Genomic DNA, 25547 nt, shown 5'->3' on the forward strand with positions numbered 1-25547 from the left:
ATACCTTGAGAGCTGCTTTGAGCCCATTAATCGGTCACTTTGCCCGTAAGCCATACCTTGTCGTTACCTTATGAACCACGCATTGAAGAACTGCATCCTTCCCGCCCTTCTGCTTTTGCTCTTTCTATTTGCCTGCCTGCCAGGCTACAGCCAGCAAAAGGGCAATGTATACGTGGACAAGCAAGGCGTGCTGCGCTGGGAGAAAGGCAACAAGGAAGCCGCTTTTTTCGGGGTGAACTACACCGTGCCTTTTGCCTATGGCTACCGCTCGCACAAAGCCCTTAGCCTTGACCCGGAGAAAGCCATCGACCAGGATGTCTACCACCTGGCGCGCCTGGGGCTGGATGCTTTCCGGGTACACGTCTGGGATACCGAAATATCGGACTCCACAGGAAATTTGCTTGAAAATGAGCACCTGCGTCTCTTCGATTTCCTGGTCTACAAGCTCAAGCAGCGTAACATCAAGGTGCTTGTAACGCCTATTGCCTTCTGGGGCAGCGGCTACCCTGAGACGGATATCAAAACAGCGGGCTTCTCGAGCAAGTATAACAAGCAGCAGGCGCTGGTAACGGAGGCAGCGATAAAGGCGCAGGAAAATTACCTCCGGCAGTTCTTCCGCCACGTCAATCCTTATACTAAGCTCACCTACGGAAAGGACCCCGACGTGATTGCCGCCGAAGTGAACAACGAGCCGCACCATTCCGGCCCTAAAGAAAAGACCACCGAATACGTGAACCGCATGGTGCAGGCCATCCGGAGCACCGGCTGGAGCAAACCTGTTTTTTATAATATCAGCGAGTCGCCGACCTATGCCGATGCAGTGGCAAAGGCCAATGTGAACGGCTTCAGCTTCCAGTGGTACCCTACCGGGCTGGTAGCCGGCCATACCTTGCAGGGCAACTTCCTACCCAACGTGGATACTTACCGTATTCCGTTTGATACGATTCCGCAATTTGCCGGCAAGGCCCGCATGGTGTATGAGTTTGATGCCGGCGATGTGCTGCAATCCAACATGTACCCGGCTATGGTGCGAAGTTACCGCAAAGCGGGCTTTCAGTGGGCCACGCAATTTGCCTACGACCCGTTGGCCACCGCTTACGGCAACACCGAGTACCAGACCCATTACCTGAACCTGGCCTATACACCTCGCAAAGCCATCAGCCTGCTCATCGCTTCCAAAGCCTTTCATAAACTGCCGCGCCTCAAAACGTATGGCACCTTCCCGCAGGATACTGTTTTTGATGTGTTTCGGGTGAGCTACAAAGAGCAGCTGAGCGAGATGAACACGCCGGAAGAATTTTATTACTCTAACACGACCCGCACTAAACCGGCCAGCGCTAAAAAACTGGTGCATGTGGCAGGTGTGGGCAGCTCGGCCGTAGTGCAGTACCAGGGCACCGGCGCCTATTTTATCGACAAAGTGGGCAAAGGCCTCTGGCGCCTGGAAGTGATGCCGGACGCCATCCACATCCGCGATCCGTTTGCGAAAGCATCCCCGCGAAAAGAAGTGACCCGCATTCAGTGGCAGGCGCAGCAAATGCAGCTGCAGTTGCCCGACCTGGGCCATGACTTCGGCATAAAAGGTATAAACGAAGGCAACAGCTATACTTCCAGCGCTAAGGATGGCCGCTTTACCATCAAACCGGGCACCTACCTGCTCGCGGCAAAAGGAAAAAGCACAAAAGGCACACCGCAACAGCTGGGCACACTGGGCCTGCGGGAATTTGAAGCGCCCCAGCCGCGCGACACGGCACCGTTTGTAGCGCATAACCCGTTTGCCGGCGTCACTGCCGGAAAGCCTTTTACTATCGCCGCGCAGGTGGTGGGCACTGCTGCCGATGCCAAAGTCTCCGTGCTGCTGACCAACACCAGCGCCGCCTGGAAAGCGATACCGATGGTGCAAACGGCTGCTTATACCTTTGAAGCGGAAGTGCCTGCCGAGATCGCAACGCCCGGCCTGGTAAACTACCGCATTCTGGTACAGCAGGGCGATAGCGCCTTTTATACTTTCCCTGGCAACGTTAAAGGCGATCCTTTTGCCTGGGACAACTACCAAACAGAAAGTTGGCAAACGTATGTGGCGTCGCCGCAGGCTGTGCTGCCGCTTTTTAATGCCACCACCGACCGTAACGTGTCTGTATACCCGAATTTGTGGCGCGCAGAAGAGCGGCAACTGACCTCTTCTGCCCAACCAGAGCAGTTGCGTCTACGGCTGGCTGTAAAAGAACTCACGGACGAACATGTTTTTGGCTTCCAGACCTACTTTGGCTATAAGATAGCCGGCCGCAAAGTTGAGTTACCAACCTTTGAAAAGCTGGTGGTGCGGGGCCGCAGCGATGCGCCGGTCAAAGTAAAGATAACGCTCATCACCCGCGATGCCGCTGCCTATGCCGCCTATATCACGCTCACACCCGACCTGCAGGAGGTTGCCATTCCGCTGAGCAGCTTGCAGCCGACCTCGTTTATCCTGATGCCCCGCCCCTATCCGGGTTTTCAGCCATTCCGGTTTAAACCGGGCAGCGTAAAGCCCTTTGATCTTAAACAGATCGAAAAGCTGGAGATCACCGTAGGCGATGACGTAGACAAAGCGGCCTATGGCAAGCCTTATAGTATGGAAGTAGAGTCGGTGTGGCTGGCGAAATAGTATGGGAAAGCCATTCCATTTACTACCCTGCGCTGGTGCGAGCTTGCAGCGCAGGTAATTACAAGTATAACATCCTGCTAATCCTTCCATCCTGTAAATCCTGATTCAGACAAAGCTTCAGGAACGATTTGACAGATCGCGACCAGTGGCCCATAAGCGCAAACTGATTTCTTATTCAACAACGCAACGCACAAACCTAACAGAATGCATCTACAAACACCCCTCTATAAATCTTTTGCAGCACTGCTGCTGGCCGGTGGTCTTCTTTCCGGCTGCGCAATTTCAGAAAAAGCATCACCAGGTATGGCTACTGAGAAAACGGCAATCGTCAGCAATTTCAACGATGGCTGGCAGTTTATCAAAGACATTGATACCACGGGTGCCATCCCAAAGCTCACCTTAAGTGCCCGGCAGGTACAATGGGAACAGGTATCGCTGCCACACACGGCCCGGCTCGAGGCCATCGAGAAAAAAGAGCAGCAATGGCAGGGCACCGCTTTTTACCGCAAAACATTCATGGTGCCTGCCGCCGACCAGGGCAAGTATGTGGCCCTAAAGTTTGAGGCAGCCATGCAGGTAGCTGATGTATACCTGAACGGGCAGCACGTGTTCCGCCACCTGGGTGGCTACCTGCCCTTCACCATCGATCTTTCGGACAAGGTGAAGTATGGCCAGGAGAACGTTATACTTGTAAAGCTCAACAACGAAGATAACCCCGAAGTGCCGCCGGGCAAGCCCCTGGCCGACCTGGATTTCAATTACTACAACGGGCTGTACCGCAACGCTTATCTCATCACCAAAGACAAGCTCTACATCTCTGATCCGGTGGCAGCCAACCGCGTGGCCGGAGGCGGCGTGCGGCTGCATTATGAGGCCGTGAGTCCGCAGCAAGCCACGTTGCAGGTGCAAACGGAGGTAAAGAACGATCATCCCGGAGCAAGAGAGGCTCAAATCCGAATCGTACTCAGAGACAAGCAGGGCCAGGTACTAGCCGAAGCGCTTTCGCCAGCAACTACGGTGGCAGCCGGCTCTTTTGGCACGATCAAACAGCAGCTCACTATCCCTAACCCTACAATGTGGTCGCCGGACCAGCCTTATTTGTATGATCTCACGGTGGAACTGGTGCAGAAGGGGAAAGCAATTGATCAGCTGGCGCTGCAAACCGGTGTCCGCAGCTTTCAGATCGCCGCCGACGGCTTTTACCTAAATGGCGAAAAGCTGTTTTTACGCGGCACCAACCGCCACCAGGAATATCCTTATATCGGGTACGCCCTCTCGGATAACGCCCAGTACCGCGATGCTTATAAAATAAAGGAGGCCGGTTTTAATTTTGTGCGCTCCTCTCATTACCCGCAGTCGCCTGCTTTTCTGGCTGCCTGCGATGAACTGGGGCTGCTGGTGATGGATGCCATTCCGGGCTGGCAGTTCTTTGGAAACGAGGCATTTCAGAAAAACAGCCTGCAGGACGTGCGCGACATGGTGCGCCGCGACCGCAACCACACTTCCATCATCCTTTGGGAAGCGTCGCTGAACGAATCCGACATGTCTAAAGCTTACATGGAAGCCTCTGACAAAGCCGTGCACGAGGAGTTGCCGTTCGAAAACATATACTCCACTGGCTGGATGGATTATGCCTATGATGTGTTTAACCCGGCCCGCCAGCATGCCAAAGCCCCCGATTACTGGAACAAGTATGGCAGGCAAAAGCCGCTGCTGATAGCCGAATATGGCGACTGGGAGTACTATGCGCAGAATGCCGGCTTCAACCAGAAAGAATATGCCGACCTGGCTGAGGAGGCGCGTACCTCGCGGCAACTGCGGGGTGGCGGACAGAAACGCCTGCTGCAACAGGCCCTCAACTACCAGGAAGCGCACAACAGCAACTTGCAGGGCCCTGCTTTCGGGGATGCCAACTGGCTCATGTATGATTATAAGCGCGGCTATGCCCCGGACATTGAATCATCGGGCATTATGGACATTGTGCGCCTGCCCAAGTTTGCTTACTACTTTTACCAGAGCCAGGCCGACTCGAAAACCAGTAGTTTGTTTGGTAAACCCATGCTCTTTATTGCCAACTACTGGAATGATCCTGCTCTAAAGACCGTGAAAGTATACAGTAATGCGGACGAAGTGGAACTGCAACTGAACGGGAAGGTCATTGCCCGGCAGAAACCGGATCAGAACAAATTCTCCTCGCACCTGAACCACCCGCCCTTTACGTTCGAAGTTGCGGAATACATGCCCGGAACGCTTACCGCCATTGGCTATACAAATGGCAAACCATCGGTTGAGGCCACGCAGCGTACACCCGGAAAAGCAGCCAAGCTGACCCTGAACGTTGATGAAAGCGGCAAAGCGGCCGCTGCCGGTCAGAATGATGTGCTCTTCGTATACGCCCGCCTGCAGGATGCCAGCGGCACTACGGTTCCCGACGCCGTTACGCCAGTAACGTTTCGGGTAGAAGGCGATGCCACGATCGTATACTCGAACACAGTAGCTGCGGAAGCGGGCATTGCGGCCATACTTGTAAAGATCGGTAATACGCCAGGGTCCGTAAAAGTAACGGCCAGCGCCGAGGGTCTGCAAAGCGGCACGGCCACGATTCCTGTCGGCCCAAAAGAAGCAACGGCCGCCAAGCCCTAACACTGGTAAAGGCCGTTATTTTGGATACAGCGAGCCACTGCCACTATAGTGTACAAAAGAAGAATTGTGGTGCAGCATGCCGCATTGTAGCATTTCGTTTTTATATTGCTTCCTGTTAATGCGCGTAGCTGAACTGCTGCAGGGAGCGCTGCTACGCGTAAACTAACCTATTTAAAATTACATCTGATGATAGACGATATACAAGCAAAGTTCAGGGAGCTCTACCAGCAGGAGCCTCTGCTGGTGCGCTCGCCGGGCCGGGTAAACCTGATCGGGGAACACACGGATTATAATGACGGCTTTGTGTTACCGGCGGCCATTAACAAGGAGATCTTCTTTGCTATCGCCCCAAACAACACCAATCAGGTACGTATGTACGCGTTCGACCTGCAGGAAAGCGCTACGTTTGACGTAAACCACATTCAGCGCTCTAAGACAAGCTGGCACAATTACCTGCTGGGCGTTATTGCCCAGTTCCAGAAAGGCAAGTATAAGGTGCCGGGCTTCGATGTGGTGTTTGGTGGCAATGTGCCCATCGGGGCCGGACTATCGTCTTCTGCCGCTGTTGAGTGCGGGCTGGCCTTTGGCCTCAACCACCTCTTTGATTTTGGCCTGGAAAAACTATCACTGGTAAAAATGGCTCAGCTGGCCGAGCACGAGTATGCCGGCGTAATGAGCGGCATCATGGACCAGTTTGCCAGCATGTTCGGAAAAAAGAACCACGCTATCAAGCTGGACTGCCGCTCCCTGGACTATGAATACATGGACATAGACATGCAGGATTACCGCATCGTCCTTTGCGATACCCGCATCAAGCACTCGTTGGCAGCCACCGAATACAACACCCGCCGGAAGGAATGCGAAGCCGGCGTTGCCCTGCTGCGCAAGCACTACCCCGAAATTACCAGCCTGCGCGATGTTACCCTGCCGATGCTGGAGCAGCACCAGGCAGAATTTGACCCGGTGGTATACCGGCGCTGTACGTATGTGGTGCAGGAGAACAACCGCGTCCTGGTAGCCTGCCAGCACCTGGAGGAAGGCGATATGCAAGCGTTCGGGCAACAGATGTACGTCTCGCACGAGGGCCTGCAGCACGACTATGAAGTGAGTTGCCCCGAGCTGGATTTCCTGGTAGACCAGACACGGCCGCTAAAAACGGTAGCAGGCGCCCGCATGATGGGCGGCGGCTTTGGCGGTTGCACCATCAACCTGGTGGAGACAGCCGCCGTGGACGCCTTTACAAAACAGATGGCCGACGCCTACCAGAAACAGTTTGGCGTAACGCTGCAGCTCTACATTGCCAGCATTGTGGATGGCAGCAGCCTGGTTGATTGTTGATTGCTAAATGGCTGGAGGTTAAATTGTTGTTATCATTTGATTATAACCATTTAACCGTCAACCACAAATAATTAACAATTTAACCATTTAACAATCAACAATTAAAACCCCTTGCCATGGCAACGTTTAATGCAGCAGACCATCCGCACCGAAGATATAACCCCCTGAACGGCGAGTGGGTGCTCGTATCGCCCCACCGGGCCAAGCGCCCCTGGCAGGGCCAGCAGGAAGAACTGAGCCCTGAAATGCGGCCGGCTTACGACCCTGGCTGCTACCTCTGCCCTACCAACGTGCGGGCAAACGGAGAGCACAACCCGGCTTATACATCCACTTATGTGTTTGACAATGATTTTGGCGCGCTGCAGGCCACCACGCCTCCGGGTGGGTTCAACAAAGGTGGGCTGCTGGTAGCTGAAAGCGAACGGGGTATTTGCAAGGTGATCTGCTTTTCGCCGCGCCACGACCTGACCCTGCCCCAGATGGACGTGGCAGCGATCCGGCACGTGGTAGATGTATGGCAGCAGGAGTATGAGGAACTCGGCAAGCTCGACTTTATCAACCATGTGCAAATATTTGAGAACAAAGGCGCCATGATGGGCTGCAGCAACCCGCACCCGCATGGGCAGATCTGGGCGCAGAGCACCATTCCGGCAGAGCCGGCCAAGGAAACGATGCAACAGGCAGCCTATTACAGCCAGCACCAGCGCAGCCTGCTGCAGGATTACCTGGACCAGGAACTTGCCGACACCTCCCGCATCATTTACCAGAACGAGCATTTTGTAACGCTGGTGCCTTTCTGGGCCGTATGGCCATTTGAAACGATGATCATCAGCAAGCGGCACCTGCAGCACATCGGCCAGCTAACGGATGCGGAGAAAGACGCCTTTGCCGATGCCATCAAGCAGCTGACCACTGCCTACGACAAACTCTTCAACATCTCCTTTCCTTATTCTTCGGGCATTCACCAGCAGCCCACCGACGGACAGGAGCACCCGGAATGGCATTTCCACATGCATTTTTACCCGCCGCTGCTGCGTTCGGCCACCGTTAAAAAATTTATGGTAGGCTACGAGATGCTGGGAGAGCCCCAGCGCGATATTACTGCCGAGACCAGCGCCGAAAAGTTACGCAGCTTGTTTTGAATGTAAACTTTCCTATATTTAGACCCACTTATACTAAAACATCTACAGTTTCTCCTTTACATGAGCGCACTTGACTACATTGTATTCCTGGTATACTTTGTGATAGTATCCGGTTACGGCATCTACATTTACCGCCGCCACCGGCGGCAGGAATTCGACTCCAAAGACTACTTCCTAGCCGAAGGGTCGCTTACCTGGTGGGCCATCGGTGCCTCTCTCATTGCCTCCAACATATCGGCAGAACAGTTTATCGGTATGTCCGGTTCTGGTTTTGCCATGGGCCTGGCCATCTCCACCTACGAGTGGATGGCAGCCGTAACGCTGCTGGTGGTAGCGGTGTTCTTTATCCCGATCTACCTCCGGAACAAGATCTACACCATGCCGCAGTTCCTTTCGCAGCGGTATAACGATACGGTAAGTACCATTCTAGCGGTGTTCTGGCTGCTGGTATACGTTTTCGTGAACCTCACCTCGATCCTATACTTAGGAGCGCTGGCGGTGGAAACCGTGTCAGGCATCGACTTTACTTACTGCCTCTACGGCCTGGCTATCTTTGCCTTGTTCATTACCCTGGGCGGCATGAAAGTGATCGGTTATACCGACGTGTTCCAGGTATTGGTGCTAACCCTGGGCGGCCTTGCTACCACCTACCTGGCGCTGGACCTGGTAGCTACGCAGTTTGGCGGCAGCGGTGTTTTATATGGCTTTAATGTGTTACACCAGGAAGCTGCCTCCCACTTCCACATGATCCTGAACGAAGGGCAGTTGATGATGCCGGACGGCCAGGGAGGCGTACGCGACGCCTATATGGACCTACCCGGCTTATCGGTTCTGATCGGTGGTATGTGGATCGTGAACCTGAGCTACTGGGGTGCTAACCAGTACATCGTGCAGCGTGCGCTGGGTGCCAACCTGCCCACAGCCCGGAGCGGCCTGTTGTTTGCCGCATTCCTGAAACTGCTTATGCCGGTAATTGTAGTACTGCCTGGTATAGCGGCCTATGTGTTGTTTAAAGAAGGCATGTTTCAGCAGGAAATGGTAGATGCTGCCAGCCACGTAAAACCGGACCATGCTTACCCTGCCCTGCTCGATCTGTTGCCAACCGGCCTGAAAGGATTATCTTTTGCAGCCCTGACAGCAGCCATTGTTGCTTCTTTGGCAGGCAAGGCCAACAGTATCTCGACGATCTTTGTGCTGGATATCTATAAGAAATTCCTTAACCCGAGAGCTACCGAAAAGAATCTGGTAAATACAGGTAAGATCGTGATCGTGATTGCCTTGATTATTGGCATTCTGGTGGCGCCTGCGCTGCGCAACCTCGACCAGGGCTTCCAGTACATCCAGGAGTATACGGGCTTTATCTCACCGGGCGTACTGGCCATCTTCCTGCTGGGTTTCTTCTGGAAGCGTACTACTTCGCTGGCCGCTATCGTTGCTTCGCTGCTGACGATTCCGCTCTCCACGTTCCTGAAGTTCCAGTTTCCTGAAATTCCGTTCCTCGACCGGATGGGCATTGTGTTCGTGGTACTGATTGTGCTGATGGTTATTCTGACCCTGCTCGATCCGAAAAGCAAGTATAACCCCAAAGGACTTGATATCGATTCGTCCATGTTCAAGCCTACCCTTTCGTTTGTGATCGGCTCGCTCATTATTATCGGTATTATCTCGGCCCTTTATACCGTTTACTGGTAGCAAGTATAAATCCCTCCCTGCGCAAGCAGCATATACCCGTGGCAGAGCTTTTTAGAAAAGGCCCTGCCACGGGTGTTTAGGGGCAGCTGTCAAAAATCATTTTTATGGTAACAAAGCCCTTGGTAACTTGCTGCTCCTATTATCCTGGTTTATGAAAGTACTTTCTTTTTTGCTGCTGCTCCTTTTTTGCGCCGGCGGTGCTTTTGCCAGGGCTGATAAAGACAGTCTGCTCACCCAGCTCAGTTATACCATCGCGCAAAAGGAGGTTTATAACAGCACCAAAGAAGACCGGATAGCCCGCTTAAAGCAACAGCTCGGAAACGAGGCGTTATCCCTGCAGGAGCAGTTCGGGCTCATTGATACGTTATATACCGAGTACAGGTCTTTTAAGTATGATTCGGCATTTACCTATGCGCAAAAACTGCAGCGCACGGCCGCTAAACTCAACGACACCAACCGGAGCACCTACGCTAAAATTCAGGTAAGCTTTATTCTGCTCTCGTCCGGCATGTTTAAAGAAACCCTGGACTCGCTGCGAACGGTTAGTTTGACCAACCAGCCCGACAGCATCCGGGTAGCCTACTATGCCCTGAAGGCACGCGCCTACTACGATCTGGCCAACTATAACATGGACAACTATTATGCCCGCCGTTATATAGCCAGCGGTAACCGCTACCTGGATTCGGCCATGGCCCTGACCAGCCCCAACACCCTGACTTATCACTCGCTGAGCGGGCTGCGCAACCTCAAGTCTGGAAAGTATGAGAAAGCAGCCGATGATTTCCGGCAGATCCTGCAGGCCCACCACCCCAGCTTACACCAGTATGCCATAGCCGCCGCCTCGCTCGGCACTGTTTACAAAGAAACCGGCGATACGGAAAAGGCCATTTACTGGATGGCCAGGGCTGCCATTGCCGACATAAAATCCAGCACCAGCGAGGCAGTGGCTCTCATGAACCTGGCAGAACTGCTTTACGAGAAGGGCGATGAGAACAGGGCCTATACTTATATAAAACAAGCGCTGGAAGACGCCACTTTCTATGGCGCCAGGCAACGCAAGATCCAGGTAGCCGCTATCCTGCCCATCATTGAGGGCGAACGGCTAACGACGGTGGAGAGCCAGCGACAGCGCCTATTCTTTTATGCCCTGGCGGTTACGGTGCTATCGGGACTGGTGATCCTTTTTGCTGTCATCATTTTCAGGCAGGTGCGCCGGCTCAAACAGGCAGAAAAGAAAATTTCGGAAGCCAACGAAGACCTGCAGCACATGAATGCTAACCTGGTGGAAGCAAACAAGATCAAGGAAGAATACCTGGGCTACTCCTTTAACAGCTACGCCGATTATATCAGCAAATTGGAGAAGTTCAAGCTCTCGATCGACAAGAAGTTAACGGCCCGAAAGTATGACGAGATCCAGCAAGTGCTCAAGTCGGTAAACCTGAAGAAAGAAAGAGGATTGCTTTACCAAAGCTTTGACAAGGTTTTTCTCAAGCTGTTCCCAAACTTTGTCCCGGCCTTTAATGCTTATTTTAATGAGGAAGACAAGATCGTGCCGGCCGATCATGAGTCGCTGACGATCGAGCTGCGGATCTTTGCACTCATCCGGATGGGCATCCACGATCACGAGCAGATCGCCCAGATCCTGGAATACTCGGTAAATACGATCTATACGTATAAGACCAGGGTCAAAAACAGGTCCTTGCTACCAAACGAGGAGTTTGAAAAAAAGATCATGGAAATAAAAGCCTTCTAGGCTTCCCGCATCCGCCTGCAGGGCAGCCGTTATTTAGGGCGTGCTATACTTCCTGAAGCCGATGAACTAACCAGCGGCCACCTTCCTGTCCGACCGCTATTATACCTTCCCGCTATCCTTTCTGCAGCGCTTGCCCTTTAACAGCAGCCTGCTAAAGACTGGCTATTCCGGCTTGCCCGTCCACTGCTGATTACTTATTTAGAAAGCACTTTTTTCCACTTACATACTACCAAAAAAGGCACTTCGGGCTGTTGAGCGGGCCCTTTTGGCCTATATCTCAGTTATATTTATTCAGGCTTCCCCGAAGGCTAAATTATTAGTAGGTAAGCGGTTACTCACCAGTAGGGCGTATTATTTTCTATACTATTTATGTATTCATTGTTAGGGATTGATTATGCGGTATTTTTGTATGGTAAACCCCTGAAAAAAGCTTCATCGAAGTTTAACCTTGAATCCCTTGACCATCTTGGCCGCGCCTCTGATAAATACCGATCTGCTGGAGACTTTAGCAGGTGCCGGATCGGTACCGCAGCCGGCCGAAAAGCGCCTCCTGCCAGCACTTGCCTACCCTGCGGAAGCGATCACTCACGGAAGTGACGGGACAGAAGAAGAGGCATTGCTCCGAAAGCATATTAACAAAAGCTGTACGAAATCTTTTATCCGGCCACTCGTAACTACGTATACTGAGCAACACAGGGTAAAGGCAGCCACTGTAGGTGCCTCATCTCTTTTCCTGAAGCGGGATGCGCAAGCTACGGCAGGAGCTCCTTTTATTTTTAACGACTTACAAGTGGCAGCGCTGCGCATGAAAGGAAAGCAGCACCAAAACAGCACTGCAGCCATCCTGCGCGACTGGCTTTTCCGGGAAAGGGCTGACTGCACCGCTCACTCCGAAAACATTCAAATAAAACCATATGTTACCCTAGTACTATCTCAGTGCCCCGAGCTTCTTAAATCGGAGGATTCATGTTTAAACGCAACCACATTAACCCACAAACCAATTTCATATGCAAAAAAAGTACACCAAGGGGCTAAGTTCTTTTAGCTTAACAGTAAGCTTGTGCTGCCTTTATATGACAGGCAATGCCCAATCTTACACCCCTTCTACCAACATGCTTGCCAGCAATTTCAAGCCGGCAGCATACCACCAGCCCTTTGCAGGAAGCCAGCAAACCGATGTAACTGTGCAGGGGAAAGTGACGGACGAGAACGGCGCTGCGTTACCCGGCGTAACGGTGGTACTGAAAGGTTCGACCCGCGGAACGGCCACCGACGTGAACGGTACCTATACACTTGCCGTACCGGCCACAGGCGCAACCCTCGTTTTCTCCTACATCGGCTATTCGACCAAGGAAGTAGCCGTTGGAAATCAGACTAGCCTGAATGTGGCGCTTGGTCAGGACACCAAGGCCCTGCAGGAAGTAGTTGTAGTGGGTTACGGCACGCAAAAGAAAAGCGACCTTACAGGCTCTGTGACTTCAGTTTCAGAGGAAGAGTTTCAAAAGGGAAACATCGTTACACCAGAGCAGTTGGTGGCCGGTAAAGTTGCAGGCGTGCAGATTACGTCAAACAGTGGTGCGCCAGGTGCAGGCAGCCAGATCAGAATTCGCGGCGGCTCATCCCTGAATGCCAGTAACGACCCACTGGTGGTGATAGATGGTGTTCCTGTAGATAATAACGCTATTTCAGGTTCATCCAACCCCTTGTCGCTTATCAACCCGAATGATATAGAGTCATTTAACATCCTAAAAGATGCCTCAGCCACTGCTATTTATGGCTCAAGAGCCTCTAACGGTGTGATTATCATTACTACAAAAAAAGGCAAAGCCGGAGATAAGCTAAGGGTTAACTTCAGCACGCTTGCTTCTATGTCTCAGGTACCCAACAAAGTTGATGTACTAACCGGTGACGAGTTTCGTAATGTGGTGAATCAATACGCTTCGCCTGAAAACAAACTGCTCTTAGGCAATGCCAATACCGACTGGCAGGATCTAATTTACCGCAAAGCCTACAGCACCGACAACAACCTGAGTGTAAGTGGCTCTATTAAATCCGTCCCGTATCGTGTATCGGTAGGCTACCTCGATCAGAACGGGGTGCTGCTTACCTCCAACATGAAACGAAGCACAGGAACGCTGAGCTTAAATCCGAGCCTGCTGGATGATCACCTGAAGGTTAATCTGAATGTAAAAGGCATGCTTTCCAAGCATCAGTTTGCCGATGAAGGAGCCATTGGTTCAGCTGTAACCTTTGACCCCACGCAGCCGGTTTATTCCGACAATGCTTTTGGCGGCTATTTTGAGTGGGTAGGTGCAGACGGCAACATCAATACGCTTGCCCCGCGAAACCCACTGAGCATGCTGAAGCAACGTGACGACCACAGCGACGTAAAGCGAAGCATTGGTAACATTCAGTTTGACTACAAGCTGCACTTTTTACCAGACCTGCACGCTAACCTGAACTTAGGCTATGATATATCGAAGGGCGAAGGTTCCACCACGCTTCCTACCACGTTAGCCTCTGTTTACACACAAGGCGGCAGCTTCCACCAGTATGAGCAAAAGAAGAGTAACCAATTGCTGGATTTCTACCTCAATTATGTAAAGGATTTATCAGGCATTAAAAGCCACATAGATGCAACGGCCGGCTACTCTTACCAGAAGTTCAACACGCAGGTGCCTCCCTTTGCCACTTTAAACCTTGCCGGCGATACCATAACACAGGCGCCTAGACCTGATGAGTTCACCAACGTGCTTCTCTCGTTCTTCGGAAGAATAAATTACAACTTCAATGAACGTTACCTGCTTACGGCAACCGTGCGCAGAGATGGATCTTCCAGATTTAGCCCGGATAACCGCTGGGGCACTTTCCCGGCACTGGCACTTGCATGGCGCATCTCGGAAGAACCCTTTATGAGAAACATCGCTTCGCTTTCCGATCTGAAGTTAAGAGTTGGCTATGGCCTAACAGGTCAGCAGGACATTGGCTCCTATTACCCGTACCTGCCCCGCTACGCGTACAGCAACAACGAAGCCAGCTACCAGTTTGGAAACCAGTATTATTATACGCTTCGCCCAGCCGGTTACGACAAGAACATCAAGTGGGAAGAGACCGCTACGTATAATGCCGGCCTGGACTTTGGTTTCCTGAATAACAAGATCTCGGGTAGTGTTGAATACTATTTCAAAAAGACCAAAGACTTGCTGGCTATCATCCAGGTACCTGCCGGTTCTAACCTCACCAACAGGCTTTACACAAATGTGGGCAACATGGAAAACAGAGGTGTGGAAGCCGTGCTTAATTACAGTGCCATCAGCACTGATAAAGTGCAGTGGGATCTGAGCGTAAATGGTACCTATAACCAGAACAAGATCACAAACCTGAGCAAAACAGGTGATACCACTTCTATTGGCATCCCAACAGGCGGCATTGGCGGCGGCGTAGGTAACAATATTCAGATATATACTGTGGACTACCCCAGAAACTCCTTCTATGTGTATAAGCAGGTTTATGACCAAAGCGGAAATCCTATCGAGCGCCTGTATAGCGACCTTAACGGTGACGGCATCATAAACGATCAGGATTTTTACCGTTATAAAAGCGCGGATCCGAAAGTATACCTTGGCTTTAGCTCGCAGTTAACCTATGACAGGTGGAACTTTGGATTCGTATTCCGCGGCTCCATCGGCAACTATGTTTACAACAACGTAAATGCGGCAAATGCCTATTATAACAATGTAGACTGGACCGGTTACCTGCTGACATTGCCGACAAACGTACTGGAAACCAACTTTGTAAGCGAGAAACCTGAGCGTCTGTTTTCCGATTACTATGTTGAGAATGCGTCATTCCTGCGCCTGGACAACATTAATCTCGGCTACAACTTCGGCAGCGTCCTGAATGATAAAATAAACCTCCGTTTAACCGCCAGTGGCCAGAACATCTTTGTGATTACCAATTACTCCGGCTTAGACCCCGAAGTAGCCAGCGGTATCGACAATAACTTCTACCCACGGCCACGTGTTTTCTCACTGGGATTAAATGTTGATTTTAAATAGTTGAAAGAAGAGCAAAAATGAAAACCATATATTTTAAAAGGATTCTATTTTCAGGAGTAATTGCGCTAACGATGGCCTCCTCCTGTACCGACGATTTAGATCAGACCCCGCCATACGAGGTAACCTCGGCCACGGTGTACAAGGATTTCAGCAACTACAAGAACGTGCTTGCTAAGCTGTATGCCGGCTATGCGGTAACAGGCCAGCAGGGCCCTGCCGGCAATGCTGATATCTCTGGCGGCGACGAAGGTTTCTCCAGCTACCTGCGCCAGTACTGGCAATTACAGGAGCTCCCAACCGATGAAGCCGTTATTGGCTGGGGCGACGCCGGACTCCCGGATCTGCACAACATGAGCTGGACCTCGAACAACCAGTTTGTTACAGCCCTGTTTAGCCGTATTTATTACCAGATATCACTTACAAACGAGTTTATTCGCGAAACCACCGATGCCAAGCTTTCCGAGCGCGGCATTAGCGGCGCGAACCTGGAAATAGCGAAGCAGTATCGCGCGGAAGCTCGTTTTCTAAGAGCGCTCAGCTACTGGCACGCCCTGGATATGTTTGGTGGCAACATACCTTTTGTAACAGAAGAAAATGCGCCCGGCGCTTTTTTCCCGAAGCCAACAAACAGAACAGACCTGTTCAACTATATTGAGTCTGAGTTGCTCGATATTCAAGACGACTTGGTAGCAGCCAGACAAAACGAGTATGGCCGCGCAGACCAAGCTGCAGCCTGGACCCTCCTGGCCAAGCTATATCTGAATGCTGAGGTGTATACCGGCCAGAAGCGTTACACAGACGTGGTTACATACGCAAACAAGGTGATAAATGCAGGCTATAACCTGGAGCCGGAATACAGCCACTTGTTCCTGACGGACAATAACACCTCCAATGAGATCATCTTCCCGATCGTATTCGATGGTTTGAGAACACAGACCTATGGCGGAATGACTTTCCTGACACACGCGCCCGTAGGCGGTAGTATGAAGCCGGCTGATTTTGGCATAGAAGGCGGCTGGGCAGGCCTTCGCACTACAAAAGCTATTGTTAATTTATTCCCGGATGTTACGGGTGATACAGACGAAAGAGCTTTGTTCTATACCAATGGCCAGGACCTTGAAATTGATGAGATCGGTCCTTTTACCGAAGGCTATCCCATCACTAAATACAAAAACATCAGCTCAACAGGCCAGCCAGGCTCAAGCCCAACAAAAGCCTTCCCAGACACTGACTTCCCAATGTTTCGCTTAGCAGATGTGTATCTGATGTATGCCGAAGCTGTTTTGAGAGGCGGAAGTGGCGGCGATATAGCTACTGCCGTAACGTACATCAACGACCTGCGTGAAAGAGCTTACGATGGCCCATCCGGCGATATAGCGGCGAATGCGCTGACACTCGACTTTATCCTGAACGAGAGAGCGCGGGAACTGAACTGGGAAGCGCAGCGCAGAACCGACCTGATCCGCTTTGGAAAATTTACAGGAAATGAATACCTGTGGCCATGGAAAGGCGGTACGAAGGAAGGCACAGCAGTTGAGAGTTTCCGCTCCATTTATCCCATCCCTTCGGTAGATCTGGTGGCCAACCCTAACTTAACACAAAATCAGGGTTATTAATCTGAAGCGATTAATGGGAAAGGCAAAAGCCTTTCCCATACTTCACCATTTTTTAAAGAGATTTTATGAAAACCTGGATAAAACAACTATTCATACTCAGCGCACTCTCGCTTGTGCTTTTTTCCTGTGAAAAAGACGAAGACAGAGCGATATTAAACGTAGGTGCTGCACCGGCACTTACTGCTTCTTCAACAAATCTTATTTTGCTGGAAGAAGCCGCAAAAAACGAGGCAATAACTCTTACCTGGACTGAGGCAGACTATGGATTTGATGCAGCGGTTAACTACCAGCTTCAGATCGATACAGCCGGAGACAACTTTGTAAAGCCTTACAGTGCTGACCTGGGCAGTACGCTAAGCAAAACCTATACGGTAGAGGAGTTAAATACCTTAATGACAAAGTTAAAGTACACACCAGAAGAGCCTCAGGAAATTAAAATAAGAATCAAGGCCAGCGTGTCTGAATTCGTGGATCCTGTTTACTCCAATGTGGCTGCTGTTACGGTTACACCTTACTCCACGTTTATAGAGCCTACCTTTATTTATGTGCCGGGTGATTACCAGGGCTGGGCACCGGACAAAGCACCGGCACTGGTTTCAGTAGAAGCCAATGGCATCTATACAGGCATTATCAGCTTTGCAGGCACCAATAACCGGAAGTTTAAATTCACCCCTGAAAGAGACTGGGACATGGATTATGGTATGGGCAGTACCCCGACCTCCCTGAAGGAGAAGGGTTCTGACCTGGAAGTGCCCGCCAACGATGTATATAAGATTACGGCCGACCTGAATAACCTTACCTGGTCATTTGCCCGATATTCCTGGGGTATTATTGGAGATGCTACTGCCGGTGGTTGGGATTCCGACCAAGACATGCAGTATGTGAACGGGGAAAGTATCTGGAAAGCTACTTTGATTCTGAAAGCCGGAAAAATAAAATTCAGGCTTAATGATGCATGGGACGTCAATTATGGCGATGATAATGTAGGTGATGATGCGCTGAATGCAGGCGGGGCCGATATACCTGTAGCGTCAGCCGGCACCTATGAAATCACTTTCAAGCTAGATCAGGAGGGTGTAGCCAGCTACACCATTGTTAAAAAGTAATTTTTTCCTTTTCTGACCACATAGTATATAAACCCGGCAATTAACAGTTGCCGGGTTTATTTTTAAATGAATACCTGAACCTATTAATTTAAGTAAAACGGATAGTATAAAAATTTCCTACAGAGCTATTCTCCTGTTGCTTGCCTTTCCGGCCTTCTATGTGCCGGCATTCGGACAAGCCAGCCCGGTACGACAGATCGGTAACGTGACAGCCGTGACCGTGGACGGGCAGCAGGTAATGCTTACCACAGCCGGTAATGAGCACATCGTGCTCTCCGTTTACAGCCCTACCGTGGTGCGCGTGCGCATGGACAAAAACCCCTTGCCCGCCGACTTCTCTTACGCCGTGATCGCCGGGCCGCAGCCCACCAAAGCCACCATTACCCAGAACAGCAACGAAGTAACGATTACCACAGACTCCCTGACGGCGCGCATTAGCAAAACGCCGTTTGCCGTGGCCTTTTATACCCGCGCGGGCAAGGTGATCAGCCAGGATGAGCAGGGGCTGACCACCTCCTGGATCGGCGAGGAGGTGACCACCTACAAGCACATGCAGGAAGGTGAGCGCTTTATCGGGCTGGGCGAAAAAACTGGTCCGCTGGACCGCAAAGGCATCGGCTATACGAACTGGAACACCGACGCCTACGGTTACGCGGCTACCCAGGACCCGATCTACGCCACCATTCCGTTTTATATCGGCATTCACCACGGGCTTAACTATGGCATTTTCCTGGATAATACCTACCAGAGCGATTTTAACTTTGGCGCCAGCAACAACCGTTTCTCCTCCATTGCGGCGCAGGGCGGCGAGATGGATTACTACTTTATCTACCACACCCGGGTAGCCGATATCATCACTTCCTACACCAGCCTGACGGGCCGCATGAACCTACCGCCGCTGTGGAGCCTGGGCTACCAGCAGAACCGCTACTCCTATTACCCTGAAACCGAGGTGATGCGCATTGCCCAGACGCTGCGCGAAAAGAAGATCCCGGCAGATGGCATCACGCTCGACATCCACTATATGGATGCCTATAAGCTCTTTACCTGGAACAAGGACCGCTTCCCCAATCCGGCCGCCATGAACAAAAAGCTGGAGGACATGGGCTTTAAGACCACCGTAATTGTGGACCCGGGCATTAAGGTGGAAGAAGGCTATGAGGCATATGAGAATGGCAAAAAAGCAGACATCTTCCTCAAGTATGTGGACGGGCAATACTATACCGGGCAAGTATGGCCGGGCTGGACGCACTTCCCTGACTTTACCAGCGAGAAAGGCCGTGCATGGTGGCGGGGGCAGGTAAAACGCTTTGCCGACGATGGCGTGGACGGCCTTTGGAACGACATGAACGAAATTGCAACCTGGGGCAACAAAATGCCGAACAACGTGCTGTTTAACTACGACGGGCACCTGACCACCAGCAAAGAGGGCCACAACGTATATGGGCTGCAAATGGCACGCTCCAGCTACGAAGGCACCCGCGCTGCCATGCACAAGCGCCCGTTTATACTTACCCGGGCCGGCTATGCCGGTTTGCAGCGTTATGCCGCCCTATGGACGGGTGACAACCGCGCTGAAGACGACCACATGCTGACGGGCGTCCGGCTGCTGAGCAGCCTGGGTTTGAGCGGCGTTCCTTTTACGGGGATGGACATCGGTGGCTTTACCGGCAACCCCACTATCGGCCTGTATGCCCGCTGGATTCAGCTGGGCGCCTTTACGCCCTACTTCCGCAACCACACCGGTGTGAATACCAAATCGTCGGAGCCCTGGGCCTATGGCGAGGAAGTAACCGAAATTGCACGGAACTTCATCAACCTGCGCTACAAACTGCTGCCCTACCTGTATTCGACCTTTTATGAAGCCACGCAGAACGGCTTGCCGGTGGTACGCTCCCTGGCCATCAACTACACCCAAGATGCCAAGATCTACGATGTGCAGTTCCAGAACCAGTTCCAGTTTGGCGAGGCCTTTTTAGTGGCGCCCTTTGTGAGCACGGTGAGCTATGGCAACGTATACTTTCCGCAGGGCAAGTGGTACAACCTGTATACCGGCGAGGTGGAAAACGGCAACCGGGAAAAAATCATCCCGCTGCCTACAAACAAAATACCGGTCTACGTAAAGGAAAGCAGCATCATTCCGATGCAATCGCTGGTGCAGACCACCGCCGAGAAGCCCACCGACACGCTGACGGTCAATATCTACAAAGGCAGCGTAAACAATACGTTCGTATACTATGAGGATGACGGCACCTCGTATGACTACGAGAAAGGCGACTTCTACAAGCGCTCCATCCGCTACGATGCCGGCCACGACACAATCACCTTCGAGAAAGCAGAAGGCAAGTATAGCTCCAACTTCAAAAACGTAAAAGTGGTGCTGCACGGCTTTGGCAAAGCTTCCAAAGTAAAAGTGAACGGCAGATCCGAAAAGCTCAGCGATGACTTCGTCTCCTTTATCACCCCGATCTCCCGCTTCGACCCACAGGGCACAGCCAACCCGGTGGAAGGCTACCCAGTGAAGCGCATTGTATTGAAGAACGACAACGACAAATTTACCATCAGTCTGTAATTTTCTATCAAAGCTCCTGTACCCCAAACCTGCAGGAGCTTTTAGCTTTACTAATTTCGAAAGCAGGTATAAACTTTCTGATTCCGTTAAAAGCGCTCCTCTTACTGGCACAAGTTTTCTAACTTGTGTCTTTTAATGCTGTCGGGTTTGTAACCCAACTGTGCCAAAGGGCCGTCAACTGGGACTAGGGCTGGCAAAGCAATGCTGCAACTATCAAGTATAAATCGAAAGTCCAATGCCTTATAGCAGCGCATGGGAGGCCTCAAAAGAAATGAATCCGGAGATTCGGGCCAGCTAAAGAAGGAAGGATAAAATCTGCCTTTTTATCAGGCCCTTTATACTTAGAAGGATCTTATACTTGCTGATGATCATTGTTAAACGACAAAATTATGAAACTGAAACTCCTCTTTCTTACCTCCTGCTTCATTTTAGCCACACAGCTCTATGCCCAAAAGCTGCCTAAGCTGGAGCGCGTGGAGCCTATGTTCTGGTGGGCGGGCATGCACAACCCCGAACTGCAGCTCATCGTGCACGGCGACAACATTGCCGGGCGCGAGGTGAGCCTCAACTACCCCGGCGTGCAGCTGAAGCAAGTGCATAAAGTAGAAAACCCGAACTACCTCTTCCTCGACCTCATCCTCTCCCCTGAAGTTAAAGCCGGTTCCTTCCCGATCCGGTTCAAGCAGAAAGGCACAAAGGCGCTCACCTATACCTATGAGCTGCGCCAGCGCGAGCAGCGCCCCAACCGCATTGCGCCGGTAACAAGCGCCGATTTCATTTACCTGATCATGCCCGACCGCTTTGCCAACGGCAATCCGAAAAATGATGTGCTCAAGGGGATGCAGGAAACAACGCTAGCCCGCGACTCGATGTATTACCGCCATGGCGGCGATCTGCAGGGCATCCTGAACCACCTGGATTATTTGCAGGAGCTGGGCGTGACGGCGCTTTGGCTGAACCCGGTGCTGGAAAACGACCAGCCCCAGGCCTCCTACCACGGCTATGCTAACACTGAGAATTACCGGATTGACCCACGCTTTGGCAGCAACGAGCTCTACCGCCAGCTAGGTGACGAGCTGGAGAAGCGCCACATGAAGCTCATAAAGGACGTCGTACCCAACCACGTGGGCAGCCAGCATTGGACTGTAAAAGACATGCCGATGAAAGATTGGGTGCACCAGTGGCCAGTGTTCACGAAGTCCAACTTCCGGGACCAGCCTGTGTTTGACCCTTATGCCTCCGAAGCCGATAAAGAACGCATGCAGAACGGCTGGTTCGATAAGCACATGCCCGACATGAACCAGGACAACCCTTTTGTGCAGCACTACATTACTCAGAGCAACATCTGGTGGATAGAGTATGCCGGCGTGGACGGTTTCCGCATCGACACTTACTCCTATAATGAACCGAAGTATATGGCAAGCTGGGGCAAGGCCTTACAGGACGAGTATCCCGGTTATCACTCATTTGGCGAAACCTGGGTGCGCGGGGTGCCCAACCAGGTATACTTTACCCAAGGCAATACCGTGAACCGCGGCCTGGACACCCACCTGCCCGGTGTAACCGATTTCCAGACGCTCTGGGGCATACAGGCCGCCATGAACGAGAAATTCAACTGGGACGACGGCGTGATCAAGCTTTATACTACCCTGGCCCAGGATTACCAGTACCAGGACCCGACCCGCAACGTGGTGTTCCTGGATAACCACGACATGAGCCGCTGGTATTCGGTGGTGGGCGAAGACCTGAACAAGTATAAATCCGGTATTGCCTGGCTGCTGACCACACGTGGCATTCCGCAGCTCTACTATGGCACCGAGATCCTGATGAAGAATTTCTCGAACCCGGACGGCAAAGTGCGCGAAGATTTTAAGGGCGGCTGGCCCTCCGATAAGGTGAACAAGTTTACCGCCGGCGGCCGCACGGCACTGGAGAACGAGGCCTTTGATTACGTGAAAACACTGGCCACTTACCGTAAAAACAACTCCGTGCTGCAAACCGGCAAGCTGATGCAGTATGTGCCGGAAGAGGGTGTGTATACTTATTTCCGCTATAACTCCGCTAAAACCGTAATGGTAGTAATGAACACCAGCGAGAAAGCCCAGACCCTGAAAACCGATCGCTTTGCCGAGCGTATGCAGGGTTTTAGCAGCGCAACCGACATTGCCACCGGCCAGGCACTGCCTGATATCCGGTCGCTGACGCTGCCTGCCAAAACTACGTGGGTGCTGGAGTTGAAAAAATAAGGTATGTTCTTTACTTTCACAGAAATCAAATGCAAAACAAAACCGCTCATATGAAAAAAAGTAACTCGCTGCTGCTGCTTGCCTTGTTTGGCAGCCTGAGCGTGAGCAGCCTGGTTGGCTGCAACCAGGAAAATAAAACGGACAACACCACGGTGGTTACTTCCTCAGAAGAAAAAAATACTATGGAGATTAAAAAAGAACCTTTCGGCACCACCCAGGACGGACAGCAGGTAAGCCTTTATACCCTTACCAACAAGAATGGCATGCAGGTAAAGATCAGCGACTTTGGCGGCATCATTACTTCCATTATCACCCCGGACCGTGACGGCAACATGGGCGACGTGGTACTGGGCTTCGACAGCATTTCGGGTTACCAGAGCCCGGCTTACGCCAAAAGCGGGCCATACTTCGGTGCCATCATCGGGCGGTACGGCAACCGCATTGCCAACGGTAAATTTCAGCTGGAAGGCACGCAATACTCACTGGCCACTAACAATGGTCCCAACAGCCTCCACGGCGGCACGAAAGGCTTTGACAAGGTGATCTGGCACGTGGAGCCGATGGCCGACCAAAACGCGCTGAAACTGACCTACACCAGCAAGGACATGGAGGAAGGCTACCCCGGCAACCTGCAGACTACGGTGGTGTATACGTTAACCGACGACAACGCCCTCAAGATCGATTACGAAGCCAAGACCGATAAGCCTACCGTACTGAACCTGACCAACCACAGTTACTTTAATTTGTCGGCCGGCAAGCAGGACGACATTCTGAACGAAGTACTGCAGGTGAATGCCGACAAATTTACTGCCGTGGACAAAAACCTGATCCCGACCGGCGAGCTGCAGCCTGTAAAAGGCACGCCACTGGACTTTTCGTCGCCGCAGGCCATCGGCCAGCGCATCAACCAGGTAGAGGGCGGCTATGATCACAACTTTGTGCTGAATGGCAAGCCAGGTTCGATGCAGCAGGCAGCCACCCTATACGATCCTGAAAGCGGTCGTTTTATGGAAGTATCTACCACGCAACCGGGCATACAGGTATACAGCAGCAATTTCCTGGACGGCACCTTAACCGGTAAAAACGGCGAGAAGTACACCAAGCATTACGCTGTAGCGCTGGAAACCCAGCACTTCCCCGACTCGCCGAACCAGCCGGATTTTCCATCCACCACGCTCAAGCCAGGCGACACCTACCATGAAACCACCATCTTTAAATTCTCGGTCAAAGACAAAGACGAATAACCGAATCAATTCCCAGCAAGTATAAAACTGATCAGAAAGGTCCTTGGGCACTGTGCCGGAGGACCTTTTTCTGTTGAGGCAAGTATACCTTTTATACCCAACGGAATCCGCAGCTCGGGTTCCTACTTTGCCAGGCACAGAAACCAAACAGACCAGCACTTTATGACCGACAAACCTGCCCCCGCCTACCTGCCCCTTACCATTACGGCTATTAAAGAGGAGATTCCCGGTTTTAAAACATTTGAATTTGGGGCGGAAGATGCAAAGGCGGTCCCCTACAAGCCGGGCCAGTACCTTACCTTTGTGCACCCGGGGCTTACGCAGGAAGTGCGGCGCTCCTACTCCATCATCTCGGCGCCGGCCCTGCAGGAGCCGCTGGCTATTGGCGTAAAACGGGTGGAGAATGGCTTTTATTCCCGCCGCCTGGTTGATAACGCCCAGGTGGGCGATACCCTGCAAACCATTGGCGCCACCGGCCTGTTTACCTTGCCTGATGATATGACGCCTTACCGGCAGGTCTTTCTGCTGGCAGCCGGCAGCGGTATTACACCCATTTACGCGCTGCTTAAAACGCTGCTTTATACTTATCCGGCTATCCATGTCGTGCTGATTTACAGCAACAGCACGCCGCAGCAGATCATTTTCCGGGAGGAGCTGGAGCAACTGGCTATCAGGTTCCCGGCCCAATTGCGCATCGAGTTCCTACTCAGCAACTCCCCTGACCTGGCCCGCGCCCGCCTGTACAAAGACCTGTTGCAGGACCTTTTGCAGCAATATACCCTGGCGCCCTATGAGCAGGTGCTTTTTTATTTGTGTGGCCCGCTCACCTACATGCGGATGTGCTTTTATGCGCTGCGCCAAGTAAATGTGCCGGCTGATAACATCCGCAAAGAAAGCTTCAGCACCGCAAAGGTTGCGCCCCGCGTGCTGCCCCCCGACACGGAGCCGCATACGGTGACACTCCGCTTCCACGATAACAGCTATTCGTTGCAGGTACAACACCCCCAAACCATCCTGCAGAGCGCTAAGAAAGCCGGTATTGCTGTGCCGTATAGTTGCGAGGCGGGCAAATGCGGCAGTTGCGCCGCACGCTGTATCACAGGCCAGGTATGGCTCTCGTACAACGAGGTGCTGACGGAAAAAGACCTGCAAAAAGGCCTCACCCTGACCTGCGTGGGCTACCCGGTTGGCGGCGATGTGGAATTGGAAATTCTGTAAGTCCCTACCTGGCAGCATATAGTATAAAAGGCATATAATATTTTACTATATTGGCCAACGAAAACATGTTGGAGGCTGCAGCGAAGCAAGCAGGGGATACCTAATTATAGCTATTGTGCTGATAAACGTATAGTACTGGCTATAAAATAGGTTGGGTAAAATAAGAATCATAAAGTAAGCTATGATACACTTAAACAAACTCTCCTTACTACGGGCAGATATGTATTGTGTGGAAGAGCATAACCTGCCTCTCATAAATGAAGCCGAGGCGGATG

Annotated in this window: 14 protein-coding genes; all 14 read left to right on the forward strand. The window is 51.9% G+C overall.

Annotated elements, in window-relative coordinates:
- Positions 1-70: 70 nt before the first annotated feature.
- Positions 71-2644 carry a cellulase family glycosylhydrolase gene (locus LWL52_RS11450; RefSeq protein ID WP_242919919.1) on the forward strand — a complete coding sequence of 858 codons (2574 nt, stop codon included), beginning with the start codon at positions 71-73 and terminating at the stop codon, positions 2642-2644.
- A 204-nt stretch (positions 2645-2848) separates the two neighbouring features.
- The gene (locus LWL52_RS11455) at positions 2849-5287 is read left to right on the forward strand and encodes a glycoside hydrolase family 2 protein (protein ID WP_242919920.1); all 2439 of its coding nucleotides are present in this window, start codon (positions 2849-2851) and stop codon (positions 5285-5287) included.
- Positions 5288-5473: 186 nt separating this feature from the next.
- Positions 5474-6625, forward strand: a complete 1152-nt coding sequence (locus tag LWL52_RS11460) for a galactokinase (RefSeq protein WP_242919921.1) — start codon at positions 5474-5476, stop codon at positions 6623-6625.
- Between the two features lie 116 nt (positions 6626-6741).
- Positions 6742-7767, forward strand: a complete 1026-nt coding sequence (locus LWL52_RS11465; protein WP_242919922.1) for a UDP-glucose--hexose-1-phosphate uridylyltransferase — start codon at positions 6742-6744, stop codon at positions 7765-7767.
- A 60-nt stretch (positions 7768-7827) separates the two neighbouring features.
- Positions 7828-9459, forward strand: coding sequence for a sodium/sugar symporter (locus LWL52_RS11470; protein WP_242919924.1), 1632 nt, complete (start codon positions 7828-7830; stop codon positions 9457-9459).
- Between the two features lie 151 nt (positions 9460-9610).
- The gene (gene susR, locus LWL52_RS11475; protein ID WP_242919926.1) at positions 9611-11212 is read left to right on the forward strand and encodes a SusR family glycan utilization regulator; all 1602 of its coding nucleotides are present in this window, start codon (positions 9611-9613) and stop codon (positions 11210-11212) included.
- 448 nt (positions 11213-11660) lie between these two features.
- Positions 11661-12257 (forward strand): hypothetical protein, encoded by a 597-nt coding sequence (locus LWL52_RS11480; protein ID WP_242919928.1) that lies wholly within the window; start codon positions 11661-11663, stop codon positions 12255-12257.
- 67 nt (positions 12258-12324) lie between these two features.
- Complete coding sequence (locus LWL52_RS11485) at positions 12325-15270, forward strand: SusC/RagA family TonB-linked outer membrane protein (RefSeq protein WP_242919929.1); 2946 nt, start codon at positions 12325-12327, stop codon at positions 15268-15270.
- Between the two features lie 17 nt (positions 15271-15287).
- Positions 15288-16886, forward strand: coding sequence for a RagB/SusD family nutrient uptake outer membrane protein (locus LWL52_RS11490; protein ID WP_242919931.1), 1599 nt, complete (start codon positions 15288-15290; stop codon positions 16884-16886).
- A 65-nt stretch (positions 16887-16951) separates the two neighbouring features.
- Positions 16952-17992, forward strand: a complete 1041-nt coding sequence (locus tag LWL52_RS11495; protein ID WP_242919932.1) for a SusE domain-containing protein — start codon at positions 16952-16954, stop codon at positions 17990-17992.
- Positions 17993-18128: 136 nt separating this feature from the next.
- Positions 18129-20564 (forward strand): glycoside hydrolase family 31 protein, encoded by a 2436-nt coding sequence (locus LWL52_RS11500; RefSeq protein ID WP_242919933.1) that lies wholly within the window; start codon positions 18129-18131, stop codon positions 20562-20564.
- Positions 20565-20953: 389 nt separating this feature from the next.
- The gene (locus LWL52_RS11505) at positions 20954-22810 is read left to right on the forward strand and encodes a glycoside hydrolase family 13 protein (protein WP_242919934.1); all 1857 of its coding nucleotides are present in this window, start codon (positions 20954-20956) and stop codon (positions 22808-22810) included.
- Positions 22811-22860: 50 nt separating this feature from the next.
- Positions 22861-24054 (forward strand): aldose epimerase family protein, encoded by a 1194-nt coding sequence (locus tag LWL52_RS11510; RefSeq protein ID WP_242919935.1) that lies wholly within the window; start codon positions 22861-22863, stop codon positions 24052-24054.
- Between the two features lie 162 nt (positions 24055-24216).
- Positions 24217-25272 (forward strand): ferredoxin--NADP reductase, encoded by a 1056-nt coding sequence (locus LWL52_RS11515; RefSeq protein ID WP_242919936.1) that lies wholly within the window; start codon positions 24217-24219, stop codon positions 25270-25272.
- Positions 25273-25547 lie beyond the last annotated feature (275 nt).

This window comes from Pontibacter liquoris (assembly GCF_022758235.1).
GTDB classification, from domain to species: domain Bacteria; phylum Bacteroidota; class Bacteroidia; order Cytophagales; family Hymenobacteraceae; genus Pontibacter; species Pontibacter liquoris.